This window comes from Streptomyces roseolus, from assembly GCF_014649855.1.
In the GTDB taxonomy this organism is placed as follows: Bacteria; Actinomycetota; Actinomycetes; order Streptomycetales; family Streptomycetaceae; genus Streptomyces; species Streptomyces roseolus.
The window spans coordinates 134952-151557 of the sequence record NZ_BMTV01000012.1 but is presented as its reverse complement, the minus strand read 5'-3'; the positions used below and the strand labels follow the sequence as shown (position 1 = coordinate 151557).

The 16606-nt window shown below is 73.7% G+C and carries 11 protein-coding genes; 8 read left to right on the top strand and 3 right to left on the bottom strand.

Translation table 11 applies throughout. From position 1 onward, the window contains the following. Nucleotides 1-37: 37 nt before the first annotated feature. A complete protein-coding gene (locus IE245_RS16640; RefSeq protein WP_189948154.1) occupies nucleotides 38-376 on the bottom strand; it encodes a WhiB family transcriptional regulator in 339 nt (112 codons plus the stop codon). A 435-nt stretch (nucleotides 377-811) separates the two neighbouring features. Between IE245_RS16640 and IE245_RS16635 the strand changes: the two genes are divergently transcribed. The 4 genes from IE245_RS16635 to IE245_RS16620 all read left to right on the top strand — a co-directional run bounded on the left by IE245_RS16635 (nucleotide 812) and on the right by IE245_RS16620 (nucleotide 5141). Continuing rightward, nucleotides 812-1423, top strand: coding sequence for a response regulator transcription factor (locus tag IE245_RS16635; RefSeq protein WP_003948568.1), 612 nt, complete (start codon nucleotides 812-814; stop codon nucleotides 1421-1423). 242 nt (nucleotides 1424-1665) lie between these two features. Continuing rightward, the gene (locus IE245_RS16630; RefSeq protein WP_030750140.1) at nucleotides 1666-2268 is read left to right on the top strand and encodes a sigma-70 family RNA polymerase sigma factor; all 603 of its coding nucleotides are present in this window, start codon (nucleotides 1666-1668) and stop codon (nucleotides 2266-2268) included. A gap of 140 nt (nucleotides 2269-2408) precedes the next feature. After that, the gene (gene guaB, locus IE245_RS16625) at nucleotides 2409-3911 is read left to right on the top strand and encodes an IMP dehydrogenase (protein WP_189948152.1); all 1503 of its coding nucleotides are present in this window, start codon (nucleotides 2409-2411) and stop codon (nucleotides 3909-3911) included. A gap of 105 nt (nucleotides 3912-4016) precedes the next feature. Further along, nucleotides 4017-5141, top strand: coding sequence for a GuaB3 family IMP dehydrogenase-related protein (locus tag IE245_RS16620; protein ID WP_189948150.1), 1125 nt, complete (start codon nucleotides 4017-4019; stop codon nucleotides 5139-5141). A 70-nt stretch (nucleotides 5142-5211) separates the two neighbouring features. On the opposite strand, the gene IE245_RS16615 is transcribed toward IE245_RS16620, so the two are convergent. Beyond that, nucleotides 5212-5769 carry a hypothetical protein gene (locus IE245_RS16615; RefSeq protein ID WP_189948148.1) on the bottom strand — a complete coding sequence of 186 codons (558 nt, stop codon included), beginning with the start codon at nucleotides 5767-5769 and terminating at the stop codon, nucleotides 5212-5214. Between the two features lie 95 nt (nucleotides 5770-5864). Further along, complete coding sequence (locus IE245_RS16610; protein WP_189948145.1) at nucleotides 5865-7103, bottom strand: nucleotide sugar dehydrogenase; 1239 nt, start codon at nucleotides 7101-7103, stop codon at nucleotides 5865-5867. Nucleotides 7104-7367: 264 nt separating this feature from the next. Here IE245_RS16610 and IE245_RS16605 point away from each other — a divergent pair, with 264 nt between their 5' ends. The 4 genes from IE245_RS16605 to IE245_RS16590 all read left to right on the top strand — a co-directional run bounded on the left by IE245_RS16605 (nucleotide 7368) and on the right by IE245_RS16590 (nucleotide 16550). Continuing rightward, on the top strand, nucleotides 7368-9074 hold the full coding sequence (locus IE245_RS16605) for a glycerol-3-phosphate dehydrogenase/oxidase (RefSeq protein ID WP_189948143.1): 1707 nt from the start codon (nucleotides 7368-7370) through the stop codon (nucleotides 9072-9074). Between the two features lie 197 nt (nucleotides 9075-9271). After that, the gene (locus IE245_RS16600) at nucleotides 9272-11608 is read left to right on the top strand and encodes a serine/threonine-protein kinase (protein ID WP_189948140.1); all 2337 of its coding nucleotides are present in this window, start codon (nucleotides 9272-9274) and stop codon (nucleotides 11606-11608) included. 54 nt (nucleotides 11609-11662) lie between these two features. Then, entirely contained in the window at nucleotides 11663-14707 is a 3045-nt protein-coding gene (locus IE245_RS16595) for a serine/threonine kinase C-terminal domain-containing protein (RefSeq protein ID WP_189948138.1), read from the top strand. A 145-nt stretch (nucleotides 14708-14852) separates the two neighbouring features. Then, nucleotides 14853-16550 (top strand): serine/threonine-protein kinase, encoded by a 1698-nt coding sequence (locus IE245_RS16590; RefSeq protein ID WP_189948136.1) that lies wholly within the window; start codon nucleotides 14853-14855, stop codon nucleotides 16548-16550. The last annotated feature ends 56 nt before the right edge of the window (nucleotides 16551-16606 follow it).

The following is a 16606-nucleotide window of genomic DNA, read 5'->3' as shown; positions in this document are numbered from 1 at the left end:
GGACTCGGGGCCCCGACGAATGAAGGGAAACGTTCCTTCATGCGTGTCCCATGATCGATCGGCCGGCGGACGCGGCCGGAGCCGCCGTGATCAGGCGGTTGCGCGCTCGGCCCATGAGTTCTTCGCGTTCGTCCTCGGTGAGGCCGCCCCATACGCCATAGGGCTCCCGCACGGCGAGTGCGTGTGCCGCGCACTCCGCGCGGACCGGGCACCGCATGCAGACCTCTTTCGCCGAGTTCTCACGCGCGCTCCGTGCCGCGCCGCGCTCTCCCTCGGGGTGGAAGAACAGGGAGCTGTCGACGCCGCGGCAGGCCGCGAGCAGTTGCCAGTCCCACAGATCGGCGTTGGGTCCGGGAAGGCGGGAGAAATCTGCCATTGCGCTAGTCCCCTTGAAACCGTGTCGAGACGGGTGGGTGGGTGGGCGGGAAGTGGCTGTAGGCCCGGGGTTCCTCGTGCCCCGTTCGGTCCGGTCTATCCGACTACTGTCGAAGTAGATGTAAATATGACTCATTGCGAATCTAGCCACAGACACTGCGAAAAGGGAAGAAAACCCGCTAAATGGGGCATAGCTTCTGATGGTGGACGCAACGACCTGCGACGCTCTTCTCCGTGCACGGCCCCTCACAAGGAGTGCCGAAGGTCTCGTCCGACCCGTAACTCTTTCGAGTGACCATCGTTGAGAGTGCGAGGCGGTTGGATGAACAAGCGATCGGGCAGGTGTCCGGGAGCGTCAACCGCACAGGTGACGATACGTACAGCCCTGGAGGCTCAAGGTGACGCGCATCAGCTGCGAGAGCCGCGGAGGTCAGTCATGACGTCCGTTCTCGTCTGCGACGACTCCCCGCTTGCCCGAGAGGCGCTTCGCCGCGCGGTCGCGACCGTGCCCGGCGTGGAGCGCGTGACCACCGCGGCCAACGGCGAGGAAGTCCTCCGCCGCTGGGGTGCGGACCGCTCGGACCTCATCCTGATGGACGTGCGCATGCCCGGCCTCGGTGGTGTGGAAACCGTCCGGCGGCTGCTCTCCGCCGACCCCGGCGCCCGGATCATCATGCTCACCGTCGCCGAGGACCTCGACGGCGTGGCGCTCGCGGTCGCCGCCGGCGCCCGCGGCTACCTGCACAAGGACGCCTCGCGCGCCGAGCTGCGGGCCACCGTCACCCAGGCGCTCGCCGACCCGACCTGGCGGCTCGCCCCGCGCCGGCTCCGCTCGGCCGAGATGGGCGCCGCGCCCACCCTCACCGCGCGCGAGATCCAGGTCCTCGAAGGCATGAGCCACGGCCGGTCCAACGCGGAGATCGGACGCGAGCTCTTCCTCTCCGAGGACACCGTCAAGACCCACGCCCGACGCCTCTTCAAGAAGCTCGGCGCCTCCGACCGCGCGCACGCCGTCGCGCTCGGATTCCGGTGGGGCCTGGTCCGCTGAGCCGTCGCGCACCGGCCGTCTCCCCGTCCGTACCCCGTCCACCGAGGGGCGGACGGGGCGGGCCTGTGTCACTTCCCCGTCCGATGCCGCATCCTTGAGATGTGGAGTTCCTCGGGGACGAGTCGATCGAGCGGAAGGGGAGGGCGCCAGAGATGAATCCCGGCGCACCTGCTCATAACGCTTCGGTGCACAACTACGGACAGGGTGCCGCGGACGGGCCGGCGTCAAGGCACCATGGAGCGATGCGCGACGACGAGACCATGGGTTCCCCCATGCCTGCCGGGCAGGGGGAGATCGGTGCGCTCGTCCACCGCGCCGTCGAAGGGGACGCGCAGGCCACCCACGACCTGCTGGCGCGCGTCCACCCCCTCGCGCTGCGCTACTGCCGTACCCGGCTCAACCGCCTGCCCGGTGACGCCCGCCACTTCGTCGAGGACCTCGCGCAGGAGGTCTGCGTCGCCGTCCTGATGGCCCTGCCCCGCTACAAGGACACCGGCCGCCCCTTCGAGGCCTTCGTCTTCGCCATCGCCGGACACAAGGTCGCCGACCTCCAGCGGGCCGCCATGCGTCACCCCGGCTCCACCGCCGTGCCCTCCGACGAGATGCCCGAGCGGCCCGACGACTCCCTCGGCCCCGAGGAGCGCGCCCTCCTCAGCGACGACGCCGAATGGGCCAAGAAGCTCCTCGCCAATCTCCCCGAGAACCAGCGCGAGCTCCTCGTCCTCAGGGTCGCCGTCGGCCTGACCGCCGAGGAGACCGGCCAGATGCTCGGCATGTCCCCGGGCGCCGTCCGGGTCGCCCAGCACCGCGCCCTCAGCCGGCTCCGGGCCCTGGCCGAGCAGTAAGCCTCACCACACCCGATCATCCCTTTCGTCCACGTACGAAGGTCCAAAGCTTTTCGCTGATCTTGATCGTGGAATGAGACACCGCTCCGGCCCGTTAGCATGGACATCCCGCACCGATCAAGGCCATTTGGGAAGGTGTCATGACTGCCAACGTCGACGGAGTGCCCGGTAAATTCGCGACACTCGGGCTGACCTACGACGACGTGCTGCTGCTGCCGGGAGCTTCAGAGGTGCTCCCGAACGCGGTCGACACCTCGTCCCGCATCTCTCGTAACGTCCGGGTCAACATCCCGCTGCTCTCCGCGGCGATGGACAAGGTGACCGAGTCCCGCATGGCGATCGCCATGGCCCGTCTGGGCGGCGTCGGCGTGCTCCACCGGAACCTCTCCATCGAGGACCAGGTCAACCAGGTGGACCTCGTCAAGCGGTCCGAGTCCGGCATGGTGACCGACCCGATCACGGTCCACCCCGAGGCGACCCTCGGCGAGGCGGACGCCCTCTGCGCCAAGTTCCGCATCAGCGGCGTCCCGGTCACCTCCCCGGACGGCAAGCTCCTCGGCATCGTGACCAACCGCGACATGGCCTTCGAGACCGACCGCAGCCGTCAGGTCCGCGAGGTCATGACGCCGATGCCGCTGGTCACCGGCAAGGTCGGCATCTCCGGCGTCGACGCCATGGAGCTGCTGCGCCGCCACAAGATCGAGAAGCTGCCGCTCGTCGACGACGAGGGCGTGCTCAAGGGCCTCATCACCGTCAAGGACTTCGTCAAGGCGGAGAAGTACCCGAACGCCGCCAAGGACTCCGAGGGCCGGCTGCTCGTCGGCGCGGCCGTCGGCGCCAGCCCCGAGGCGCTGGAGCGCGCCCAGGCGCTCGCCGCCGTCGGCGTGGACTTCCTCATCGTCGACACCTCGCACGGCCACAACAGCAACGCCCTGAGCTGGATGGCGAAGATCAAGTCCAGCGTGAACGTCGACGTGATCGGCGGCAACGTCGCCACCCGCGACGGCGCCCAGGCGATGATCGACGCCGGTGTCGACGGCATCAAGGTCGGTGTCGGCCCCGGCTCCATCTGCACCACCCGCGTCGTCGCCGGCATCGGCGTCCCCCAGGTCACCGCGATCTACGAGGCCGGTCTCGCGGCCCGCGCCGCGGGCGTCCCGCTCATCGGCGACGGCGGCCTGCAGTACTCCGGCGACATCGGCAAGGCGCTCGCCGCCGGCGCCGACACCGTGATGCTCGGCAGCCTCCTCGCGGGCTGCGAGGAGTCGCCCGGCGAGCTGCTCTTCATCAACGGCAAGCAGTTCAAGTCGTACCGCGGCATGGGCTCGCTCGGCGCCATGCAGTCCCGCGGCCAGGGCCGGTCCTACTCGAAGGACCGCTACTTCCAGGCCGACGTCACCTCCGACGACAAGCTCGTGCCCGAGGGCATCGAGGGCCAGGTGCCGTACCGCGGCCCGCTCTCCTCGGTCGTCCACCAGCTCGTCGGCGGCCTGCGCCAGACGATGGGCTACGTGGGCGCCGCCACCATCGAGGAGATGGAGTCGAAGGGCCGCTTCGTCCGGATCACCTCCGCGGGCCTCAAGGAGAGCCACCCGCACGACATCCAGATGACCGTCGAGGCGCCGAACTACAGCAGGAAGTAACACCGCGTGACCCAGGGGGCGGTTCCGGCATGTGGCCGGAGCCGCCCCTCGCGCGCGTGTCGGGGATACTGGTAGGCGCAGACATAGAGGGAAAGGCCACACATCGTGACTGAGATCGAGATCGGGCGCGGCAAGCGCGGCCGCAGGGCGTACGCGTTCGACGACATCGCCGTCGTACCGAGCCGGCGCACCCGGGACCCGAAGGAGGTCTCGATCGCCTGGCAGATCGACGCCTACCGCTTCGAGCTGCCCTTCCTGGCCGCCCCGATGGACTCGGTCGTCTCCCCGCAGACCGCCATCCGGATCGGCGAGCTCGGCGGCCTCGGCGTGCTGAACCTCGAGGGCCTGTGGACCCGGTACGAGGACCCGCAGCCGCTGCTCGACGAGATCGCCGAGATGGACGAGGCCACCGCCACCCGCCGTCTGCAGGAGATCTACGCCGCTCCGATCAAGGAGGAGCTGATCGGGCAGCGCATCAAGGAGGTGCGCGACTCCGGCGTCGTCACCGCCGCCGCGCTCTCCCCGCAGCGCACCGCCCAGTTCTCCAAGGCCGTCGTCGACGCGGGCGTGGACCTCTTCGTCATCCGCGGCACCACGGTCTCCGCCGAGCACGTCTCCGGCGCCGCCGAGCCGCTGAACCTGAAGCAGTTCATCTACGAGCTGGACGTCCCGGTCATCGTCGGCGGCTGCGCCACGTACACCGCCGCCCTGCACCTGATGCGGACCGGCGCCGCGGGCGTCCTGGTCGGCTTCGGCGGCGGCGCCGCGCACACCACCCGCAACGTCCTCGGCATCCAGGTCCCGATGGCGACCGCCGTCGCCGACGTGGCCGCGGCCCGCCGCGACTACATGGACGAGTCCGGCGGCCGGTACGTCCACGTCATCGCCGACGGCGGCGTGGGCTGGTCCGGCGACCTGCCGAAGGCCATCGCCTGCGGCGCCGACGCCGTCATGATCGGCTCCCCGCTGGCCCGCGCCACGGACGCGCCCGGCAAGGGCCGCCACTGGGGCATGGAGGCCGTCCACGAGGACGTGCCGCGCGGCAAGCTGGTCGACCTGGGCATCGTGGGCACCACCGAGGAGGTCCTCACCGGTCCGTCGCACACCCCCGACGGCTCGATGAACTTCTTCGGCGCCCTGCGCCGCGCGATGGCCACCACGGGCTACAGCGAGCTCAAGGAGTTCCAGCGCGTCGAGGTCACCGTCGCGGACTCGCAGCACCGCCGCTGACGCGTCCCCGTACGCACGCGAGGGGCCCCGCACCGACCGGTGCGGGGCCCCTCGCGCGTCTCCGCGCGGATCAGGCGGCGGCCTTCTTGGCGCCGGAGAAGGCGGCGATGGGGCCGAGCGCGAGGAACAGGAAGGTCAGCGGCTCCTTGGCCTCGCTCCACAGGTCCATCAGCGCGCCGAAGTCCTGGAAGAAGACGTCGGTGAAGGAGACGCCGTAGTCCTTGGTGAGGAAGACCGCGATGCCGACGAGCTGGCCGAGGTAGACGGCGCCGAGGGAGAGGAGCGCGGAGACGATCGGCAGGACCGGGTTGCTGCCGCCGACCTTGCCGGCGGCGAAGCCGACCGCGAAGCCGACGCCGACGGCGGCCCAGCCGATCTCGGCCTCGACGCCGCCCATGATGGCGCCGTAGATGCCGGCCGTGACCAGCGCGGCGACGACGGCGGCGAGGATGCCGAGGCCGACGTTGTTCCGGCGGGGGGCTGGCGCGGGCGCCGGCGGGTAGGCGCCGAACGGGTTCTGGCCGGGCTGCTGGGGCGCGCCGGGGCCGAACGGGTTCTGGCCGGCGGGCTGCTGGCCGGGGACGCCCTGGGCGTACGGGTTGCCGGGCGGCGGAACGGGCTGGCTCATGGTGGTCCCCCAAGACGGATGCCGCACGGGCGTGCGACCAATGGGGCCGGACACTAGCAGCCCGCTCCGACAGTGGCCCACCCGTTACCTGTGCCTCAGAGGCGGTGCGCGGTACCGGCGGGCGTGGCGCCGCGGGTGTCGAGGAGGAGCTGCGCCTTCACCGCGAGGCCCTGGAGGTCGTAGACGCGGTGGTGCTGGAGCAGGACGGTCAGGTCGGCCTGGGCGGCGGCCTCGTAGAGCGAGTCGGCGCGGGGGACGGGGAGGTCGCGCACCCGCCAGTCGGGGACGTGCGGGTCGTGGAAGCTGACCGCCGCGCCGAGGTCCATGAGCCGGCCGGCGATCTCGTCGGCGGGGGAGCCCTCGCGGTCGGCGAGGTCGGGCTTGTACGTGATGCCGAGGAGCAGGACCCGGGCGCCGCGGGCGGACTTGCCGTGCTCGTTGAGGAGGGCGGCGGCGCGCTGGACGACGTAGCGGGGCATCCGCTGGTTGACCTGGCCGGCGAGTTCGACGAGGCGGAGGGGGCCGTGGGCGCCGAGGTGCTCGACGGGGACGCCGTGGCCGCCGACGCCGGGGCCGGGGCGGAAGGCCTGGAAGCCGAAGGGCTTGGTCTCGGCGCAGCGGATGACGTCCCAGAGGTCGACGCCGAGTTCGTGGCAGAGCACCGCCATCTCGTTGACGAGGGCGATGTTGACGTGCCGGAAGTTGGTCTCCAGGAGCTTGACCGTCTCCGCTTCGCGGGGGCCACGCGCGCGTACCACCTTGTCGGTGAAGCGTCCGTAGAAGGCGGCGGCGGACTCGGTGCACGCGGGCGTGAGGCCGCCGATGACCTTCGGGACGCCGGCGGGGCCGGGTCGGGTGCCGGGGTCGAGGCGGCCGGGGGAGTACGCGAGGTGGAAGTCGCGGCCCGCCCGCAGGCCGGAGCCGTCCTCCAGGAGCTCGCGGAGGAGGCCCTCGGTGGTGCCGGGCGGGACGGGGGACTCCAGGACGACGGTGGTGTGCGGGCGGAGCCGGGCGGCGAGCGCGCGGGCGGCGTCGGCGACGGCGGTGAGGTCGAGGGCGCCGTCGGGGCCGAGGGGGGTGGGGGCGCAGAGGACGGCGGTGCGGACCCGGCCGAGCTCGACCGGGCTGGTGGTGGCGCGGAAGCCGCCGGAGAGCATGCGGCGGATGTCGGAGGCGGTGAGGGAGCCGTCGACCGGGGGGCGGCCCGCGGCCAGGTCGGCGACCGGCCGGGGGTCGGTGTCGAAGCCGACGGTGGCGATGCCCGCGGCGGTCGCGGCCTGGGCGAGGGGGAGTCCGTGGTGGCCGAGGCCGATGACGGCGAGGTCTGCGGGCATGAGGTGTGCCGTCCTTCCCGGTAGCCGTTGTCCGCTGCGTACGCAACAGGTAATCAATGTCAGACTAGGAGTAAATATGACCGATATGCGGCATTGCATGATCGAAGGTCGCCGAGTGTTATCCACAGGTCCGCACGGGGGCGGTGGCCGAAGCCGCCGGACCGGTCCAGAATCGGGACGGGGAGCCGGACCGAGGGCGGTCCGGTTCGTCACCGCGACGACGAGGGACACCGGGACGCCACACGACGACGGGAGGCGGCAGCCGTGAGGACAGCGACACTGGGACCCGCCGAGCGCGCCGCGGCGCTCGCGGCCATGGCCGAGCGCGAGCTGGACGTGCTGGTGGTCGGCGGCGGCGTCGTCGGCGCCGGCACCGCCCTCGACGCGGTCACGCGCGGACTCTCCACCGGCATCGTCGAGGCCCGCGACTGGGCCTCCGGCACCTCCAGCCGCTCCAGCAAGCTCATCCACGGCGGACTGCGCTATCTGGAGATGCTCGACTTCGCCCTGGTCCGCGAGGCCCTCAAGGAGCGCGGCCTGCTCCTGGAGCGGCTCGCCCCCCACCTGGTGAAACCGGTGCCGTTCCTCTACCCCCTCCAGCACCGGGGCTGGGAGCGGCTCTACGCCGGCTCCGGCGTCGCCCTGTACGACGCCATGTCCGTCTCCTCCGGCCACGGCCGGGGCCTGTCCGTCCACCGCCACCTCAGCCGCAAGGGCGCCCTCCGCGTCGCCCCCTGCCTGCGCGGGGACGCCCTCACCGGCGCCCTCCAGTACTACGACGCCCAGATGGACGACGCCCGCTTCGTCCTCACCCTCGTCCGCACCGCCGCCTCCTACGGCGCCCTCGCCGCCGCCCGGGCCCGGGTCACCGGATTCCTCCGCGAGGGCGAGCGGGTCGTCGGCGCCCGCGTCCAGGACGTCGAGACCGGCGGCGAGTACGTCATCCGGGCCAAGCAGATCGTCAACGCCACCGGGGTGTGGACCGACGACACCCAGGCCCTCATCGGCGAGCGCGGCCAGTTCCACGTCCGCGCCTCCAAGGGCATCCACCTCGTCGTCCCCAAGGACCGGATCCACTCCACCACCGGCCTCATCCTGCGCACCGAGAAGTCCGTCCTCTTCGTCATCCCCTGGGGACGGCACTGGATCATCGGCACCACCGACACCGACTGGGACCTCGACAAGGCGCACCCCGCCGCCTCCAGCGCCGACATCGACTACCTCCTGGAGCACGTCAACACGGTGCTCGCCACCCCGCTCTCCCGCGACGACGTCCAAGGGGTCTACGCGGGCCTGCGCCCGCTGCTCGCCGGCGAGTCCGACGCCACCAGCAAGCTCTCCCGCGAGCACACCGTCGCCCACCCGGTCCCCGGCCTCGTCGTCGTCGCGGGCGGCAAGTACACGACCTACCGGGTGATGGCGAAGGACGCCGTCGACGAGGCCGTCCACGGACTGGACCAGAGGGTCGCCCCCTGCGTCACCGAGGACACCCCGCTGCTCGGCGCCGAGGGCTACCGGGCGCTGTGGAACGCGCGGGCGAGGATCGCCGCCCGCACCGGCCTCCACGTCGTCCGCGTCGAACACCTCCTCAACCGCTACGGCTCCCTCGCCGAGGAAGTCCTCGCGCTCGTCGCCGAGGACCCCTCGCTCGGCGAACCGCTCGCCGCCGCCGACGACTACCTGCGCGCCGAGGTCGTCTACGCCGCCTCCCACGAGGGCGCCCGCCACCTCGACGACGTCCTCACCCGCCGCACCCGGGTCTCCATCGAGACCTTCGACCGCGGCACCCGCAGCGCGCGCGAGGCCGCCGGACTCATGGCCCCGGTCCTCGGCTGGGACGCGGGCCAGATCGCGAGGGAGGTCGAGCACTACGAGAAGCGGGTCGAGGCCGAGCGCGAGTCGCAGCGGCAGCCCGACGACCTCACGGCCGACGCCGCACGGCTCGGTGCGCCCGACATCGTCCCGATCTGACGGGGGCTCCGCCTGACGGAGCGTTCGTGACGAGGGGGAACCCGGGGGCGCGTGTGGCGCGTCGTCATACCGGAGTACGGACCCGGGGGCGCCGCCCGTCCTGAGGTGAGGGACAATGGCCTCTCTTCCAGGGCGGGTTGCCGCAGCGTGTGGAGTGCGGCGGGCGCGGCGGAGATCAGGGAACGCAGAGGGGACGCATGTCGGAGTCGGAGCAGTCGCGGGACACGGCGCAGCCCGAGGACGGGAAGCCTCAGGACACCAGGCCCCAGGACGCGAAGCCCCAGGGGGCGAAGCTCCAGGACACCGCGCCGGGGGACACCGGGCCGAGAGGCGCCGGGCAGGGTGACGCGGCGTCCCGGGACGCGAAGTCCCCGGACGCACGGGACGAGGACACCGGGCCCCGGGACGCGCGGCCCCAGGACGCGAAGTCCCCGGGCGGCACGTCCGCGGACCCGCGGTCGGAGCGGGCCCCGGCCGCGCCCCGGGACCGGGTGCCGGGCACCGAGCCGTCCACCGGACGGGCCGGGTTCGGGGCCGGGGACGGCGACGGCCAGCGGCCCGCGGCCGACCGGCTCCGCAAGGGCGCCGGCTCCTCCTCCGCCACCGAGACCGAGGGCCGGCTGCTCGCCGGCCGCTACCGGCTCGGCGCCCTCCTCGGCCGCGGCGGCATGGGCACCGTCTGGCGCGCCGTCGACGAGACCCTCGGCCGCACCGTCGCCGTCAAGGAACTCCGCTTCCCCAACAGCATCGACGAGGACGAGAAGCGCCGCCTGATCACCCGGACCCTGCGCGAGGCCAAGGCCATCGCCAAGATCCGCAACAACGGCGCCGTGACCGTCTACGACGTCGTCGACGAGGACGACCGCCCCTGGATCGTCATGGAGCTCATCGAGGGCAAGTCGCTCGCCGACGCCGTGCGCGAGGACGGCGTCCTCACCCCACGCCGCGCCGCCGAGGTCGGCCTCGCCATCCTCGACGTCCTGCGCTCCGCGCACCGCGAGGGCATCCTGCACCGCGACGTGAAGCCGTCCAACGTCCTCATCTCCGACGACGGCCGCGTCGTCCTCACCGACTTCGGCATCGCCCAGGTGGAGGGCGACCCCTCCATCACCTCCACCGGCATGCTCGTCGGCGCCCCCTCGTACATCTCCCCCGAGCGCGCCCGCGGCCACAAGCCCGGCCCCGCCGCCGACCTGTGGTCGCTCGGCGGTCTGCTCTACGCGGCCGTCGAGGGCTCCCCGCCGTACGACAAGGGCTCCGCGATCGCGACCCTCACCGCCGTCATGACCGAGCCCGTCGACCCGCCGAAGAACGCGGGCCCCGAGCTGGAGCAGGTCATCTACGGGCTGCTCGCCAAGGACCCGGCGCAGCGGCTCGACGACGCCGGTGCCCGGGTGCTGCTGCGCGCCGTGCTCGACGCCCCCGAGGCGGCGCCGGAGCCCTCGCCCGAGGTGACCAGGATCGTTCCGCTGCCGACCCGCCCCGAGCGGGGCCCGGAGGCCACGGCCGTCGCCCAGGAGAAGGCCCCCGAGCCCGCCGCCGAGCGGGTGCGGGGCGCCCTCGCCTCCGTGCGGAACGCGGCCGCGGCCGCCAAGGCCGAGGCGAAGGCGAAGGACCGCTCCAAGGAGAAGCCGCGCGAGCAGGGCGGGCAGCGGCCCGTGCCCGACCGGGGCGGCTCCCGGCCGGCCCCGCCCCGCGCCCCGCTCACCGACGTCGTCCCCCGGCGCACCCTGGTGATCATCGCCGCGGTCGCCGTCCTCGCCCTCCTCGGCACCATCCTCGCCGTCTCCCTGAACGGCGACGACAAGGGCTCCGAGGGCAAGGGCGGCGAGACCACCGCCTCGGCCGGCGCCACCGCAGGCGGCGACGGCGGCGACGGCGGCTCCGGCACCGACGGCGGCAAGGGCGGCGCGTCGGGGGACCCCACCGAGCAGGGCGGCTCCCGGCCCGGTGAGACCGGCACCTCGGACAACGGCGGGGCGAACGGCACGAACGGCGCCACGGGCGCGTCCACCGGCCAGACCGGCACCACGCCCACCACCAAGCCCAGTGGCGGCACCGGCACCGGCGCCGCGCTCCCGGCCGGCTACACGGTGGTCACCAACGACCGCTTCAAGTTCTCCATGGCCATGCCCGCCTCCTTCTCCATGCGCCCCATAGACGGCTACAGCGGGGGCGCCATATGGAGCGAGAGCGGCGGCTTCCCGCGCGTCCAGGTCGACTTCAACGCCAGCCCCAAGGACGACGCGAGGGCCGCCTGGCTCGCCGCCGTCGGCGCCGTCCGGGCCAGCAGCACCGCCTACAAGCACATCCGCGTCGACTCCGTCTCGTACAAGGGCTACCCGACCGTCGCCGACTGGGAGTTCGAGCGGACCCAGAAGGGCATGCGCGTCCACGTCCTCAACCGGGGCTTCAAGGTGGACGCGAAGCACGGTTACTCGATCATGGTCAGCTGCAAGGCCGAGGAGTGGGACGGCGCGGAGTGCCGGACGCTGCGCGAGACGGCGTTCGCCACGTTCAGCCCCAAGGACTGACCGCGGCCCGTATCGTGAGGGGCGGGGCACGACCAATGCGCAGGGGGAGGCGCCGTGGACGAGTACGCGGGACGAGTGCTCGCGGAGCGCTACCGCCTTCCGCTGCCGCCCGCCGGCTCCGCGGGCCTCGTCGACCTCGCCGACACCCGCGCCTTCGACACGTACAGCGGGCAGGAGGTGCGGGTCCGTCAGGTCCCGTTGCCCGAGATCGTCGACGCGGAGGTCCTCGGCGAGGGACCCGCGCCCAGCGGGGCGTACGGCGCCGGGGGCGGCGCCACCCGCAGACCGGCCGAACCGGTCGTCCGCCGGGCGATCGAGGCCGCCCAGGCCGCCGCCCAGATCCCCGACCACCCGTTACTCGACCAGGTCTTCGACGTCTTCGCGGAGGCCGGCTCGCTGTGGATAGTCAGCGAGTACGTGGCCGCGCGCCCGCTCTCCGCCCTCCTCGACGAGGGCCCGCTCAACCCCTTCCGCGCCGCGGAGATCGCCGCGGACGTCCTCACCGCCCTGCGCGCCCTCCACGCCCACGGCTGGGTCCACCGCAACATCACCGCCCGCACGGTCCTCGTCTGTGACGACGGCCGGGTCCTCCTCACCGGCCTCGCCGCCGGTGCCGCCGAGGAGGCGCTCTGCGGCTACGCCCCCGTCCCGGACCCCGACGACCCCGCCTTCCGGGCCCCGGAGGACGCGTACGAGGAGCGGGGAGAGTACACGGAGCACGAGGAGCAGGGGGAGTACGAGGAGTACGAGGCGGAGGCCTACGACGAGGCCGCCGAGGAGGCGCACGAGACCGAGGCGTACGAGACCGAGGCACACGAGACCGAGGCGTACGAGCCCGAGGTGTACGAGACGCAGGCGTACGCGGCCGACGGGTACGAGACGCGGGCGTACGAGTCCGACGGGTACGAGACCGGGGAGTACGTGGCGCCGGAGGGTGACGTCCCCGAACCGCCGCCTGCCGCCGAGCCCGTCCCGTACGGGGTCGATCCCTACGGGACCGCGACCCCCGCCCCGCGCCCCGCGAGCCCGCCGGAGGCCCCGGCGGTGCCGCCCAGCGCCGATCTGCGGGCGGCCAGGGCGGGGGCCATCGCCGCCTACCGCGCGGCCACCCGCGCCGCCGCCGCGCGCCTCGGCGACACCGGTCCGCTCCCGGTCCAGCGCGCTCCCGAGCCGGATCCCGGGTCCGAGCCGGGCCCGGCGTCCCGGGCCGAAGCGGCCCTTCCGGAGGCCGGCCGGCCCGGGCCCGCGCCGCAGTGGTGGGCGCGGGCGGCGGACGACGAGGACGACGGGGACGACGGGGACGAGGACGTCGACGAGGGCGGCGACGCGGACGGCCGGCGGCCGTACGGCGACGGCCCGCACCCGCCCCGCCTGATGCTCAAGGGCAGCTGGACCGACGGCCCGCACGCCTCCCGGGACGGCTCGCCGCCCGTCCCGGCCGGCGGGAGCCCGCTGCTGCCCGGTTCCGGCCGCCCGGCGCTGCCCGCCGGGTACACGGCGGCCGCCCCGGAGCCCGCCCGCGCGGTCCCGGCGCACGCCGGTGCCGCCGCCGTCCCCGCGCAGCAGGTTCCGGCGGGCGAGCGGTACCGGGGCCCGGCCACCCGGCTCGCCGCCGAGCGGGCCCGGCAGACCCGGATCGCCGTCGTCGGCGCCGTCACCGAGCGCTGGGCGCCCGAACAGGCCGGTCCCGTCCACGAGAACTGGCGGCTCGCCCCGCCGATCGGCCCCGCCACCGACCTGTGGGCGCTCGGCGCGCTGCTCTACCGGGCCGTCCAGGGCCACGCCCCCTACCCCGAGGACAGCGCCGCCGAGCTCGTCCAGCTGGTCTGCGCCGAACCGCCCGCCTTCGCCGAGGAGTGCGGCCCGCTGCGCCCGGTGGTGGAGTCGCTGCTGCGCCAGGACCCCACCGAGCGACCCGACTTCGAGGAGCTGCGCGGCTGGCTGCGGTCGCTGGTCCGCTCCGCGCCCGAGCCCGAGGCGGACTTCCCGGCCGCGCCCCGGTCGCCGTTCGACGCGAGGCGGCTGCCGATCCTGCGCCGCAGGGGCGAGCTGGTGCGCCGCCGTCGCGCCGCCGGTTCGGGCCGCAACCGCCACCGCCACCGCCGCGGCAAGGACCCCCGGGGCGGCAAGGCGGCGGCCGGGCCCGCGCCGGTCTCCGCGCCCGCGCCCACCCCCGTACCCGAGGAACCCTTCGCGCCACAGGAACTGTTCGAACCCCGGGACCACGCATCCCGTCAGGACCACGGCCCCCGCCAGGACCACGAATCCCGCCAGGAACACGAGTCCCACCGGGCGTACGAGCATCACCAGGAGTACGAGCCCCGCCAGGAGTACGCGTACGGATACGAGGACGCGGAGCCCGAGCCGCCGCGCCCCCGGACCTCCCCGCGCCCGCGCGGCCGGCACGTGCTGCTCGTCGGGCTCCTGCTGCTCGGCGCCGCCCTCGCGTACGTCGCCGTCGCCCTGCCCCGGGGCAGCGAGAAGCCCGCCGGCGCCCGTCCGACGGCGACCACGGCGCCGCCGGCCGCGGAGCCCACCGGGACCGCCGCGACCACCACCCCGCCGCCCACCGCCCCGACGTCGGCCCCGCCCGCCCCGACCTCGGCCCCCGCCTCCCCGCCCGCGTCCGCCTCCGGCCCCGCCCTGGCCTCCGGTTACGTGCTGCGCGAGGACCCGGAGGGCTTCCGGATCGGGGTGCCGCGCGACTGGCGGCGCAGCCCCGTCAACGCGGCGGGCCAAGTCCGCTACACCGGCGGCGACTTCACGATGATCGTCGTGCCGGGCCGGGACAGCGTCCGGGACAACGGCTCCGATCCGCTGGAGTACCAGAACACCAAGGAGCGGGAGCTGGAGCCCTACCGGCAGTCCAGCTGGTCCGAGTTGGTGAGGTCGCGGCGGGTGGACATCGGCCGCACGCCCACCGCCGAGGGCCAGTACACCTGGTACGACGGCGCGGGCCGCAAGGTCTTCGTCCACAACCTCGCGCTCATCGAGGGCGGCCGGTACCACGTCGTCCAGGTGATCGGTCCCGACAGCGACCGGGACAGGGTCTCGGAGATCTACGGCGAGGCGGTCAAGGGCTTCCGTCCGGGCCGCTGAGCCGCGTCACCGGCCGGGGCCGGGGCCGACCACCCGGTCGGTACGGGCGCCCGCGGTCACGGTGCGGTTCCTTTGCGGGCCCCGCGGTTCCGTCCGCCGTCCCCTCCTCCGTAACCTGGCACCGGAAGCTACGGGGCGGGGGCAAGTGGAAGATTCTCAGGGCACAGGCGCGGGGCTGCTGCTCGCCGGACGGTACCGGCTCGTCGAGTCCATCGGACGCGGCGGCATGGGCAGGGTCTGGCGCGCGCACGACGAGGTGCTGCACCGCGTGGTGGCGGTGAAGGAACTGACGGCGGGCCGGTTCGTCGCCGAGGCCGACCGGTTGGTGCTGCACGCCCGCACCCAGAAGGAGGCGCGGGCCGCCGCCCGGATCACCCACCCCGGTGTGGTGACCGTCCACGACGTCCTCGAACACGACGCCCGCCCCTGGATCGTCATGCAGTTCGTCGACGGCCCGTCGCTCGCCGACGCCGTCAAGGAGGCCGGGACGATCGCGCCCCGCGAGGCGGCCCGGGTCGGCCTCCACGTCGTCGGCGCGCTGCGCGCCGCGCACGCGGCCGGCGTGCTGCACCGGGACGTGAAGCCCGGGAACGTCCTGCTCGCCCGGGACGGGCGGGTCCTCATCACCGACTTCGGCATCGCGGCGATCGAGGGCGACTCCACCATCACCCGGACCGGTGAACTCGTCGGCTCCATCGACTATCTGGCGCCCGAGCGGGTACGGGGCGGCGACCCCGGCCCGGCCTCCGACCTCTGGTCGCTCGGCGCCACCCTGTACACGGCCGTCGAGGGCACCTCGCCGTTCCGCCGCACCTCCCCGATCAGCACCATGCAGGCCGTCGTCGGCGAGGAGCCGCCGCCCCCGGCGAACGCGGGGCCGCTCGCCGCCGTCATCGTCGCGCTGCTGCGCAAGGACCCGGAGCAGCGCCCGCGCGCGGACGAGACCGAGCGGATGCTGCTCGACGCGATGGAGGGCCGCAGCCCGCAGACCGCGCAGGCGTACGTGCCGACGCAGCGGATGGACCTGGAGCAGGCCGGCACGTCCTCCGGTGCGGCCGCCGTCCCCGAGGCCGCGGTGACCGCGGGGTCGCCCCTGACCCCGCGCACCGTCGAGTGGCCCGACCCGGCGGGGAACGCGGCCGGGACCTTCACGCCCCCGCCCGCGCCCCCCGCGCCGGGCCCGCGCCCCGCCGCCCCCGCGGGGAAGGGCCGCTGGCGCTCCGCCGTCCTCACCGCGGTGCTCGCCGCCGCCGTCGCGGGCGGCGCCGTCTTCGCCGTGATGCAGTACGGCGGCGGGGGAGGCGGGGGCGTGCCGGGCCCGGTGGCGAGCAGCGGTCCCACCACCCCCGGTCCCACCGCCACCGACCGCAAGGGCGTCGCGGCGGACGAGGTACCGGCCGGCTGGAAGCGGGTCGACGACCCCAAGGGCTTCTCGCTGATCGTCCCGAAGGGCTGGAAGCGCCAGGTGGAGAACGACAACATCGACTACACCCCGGACCGCGGCAACCACCGCCTCCGGATCAGCATCGACCCGAGCCCCGACTTCGACACCCCGTACGCCCACCTCCTGGACCTGGAGAAGACGCTCAAGAAGCGGATGGACTACCGGCGGGTGTGGCTGAACCAGAGCACCTACCGCGATCACGTCAAGTCCGCGCTCTGGGAGTTCACCTGGACCGAGAAGCAGAACTTCCCGGGCCCCCGGCACGCGATCGACCGGCTGTACTACGCCGACGACGGCACCGAGTACGCGATCTACATGACCTCGCCGGAGTCGAGCTGGGACACGACGCGCGAGCAGTTCGACCTCGTCCTCCAGCACTGGCGGGCACCCGGCACCTGACCCCGGAAAAATCTTCACGAGGGGCCCGTGGGGCCGTGAGCCGCTGATCAGGGCTT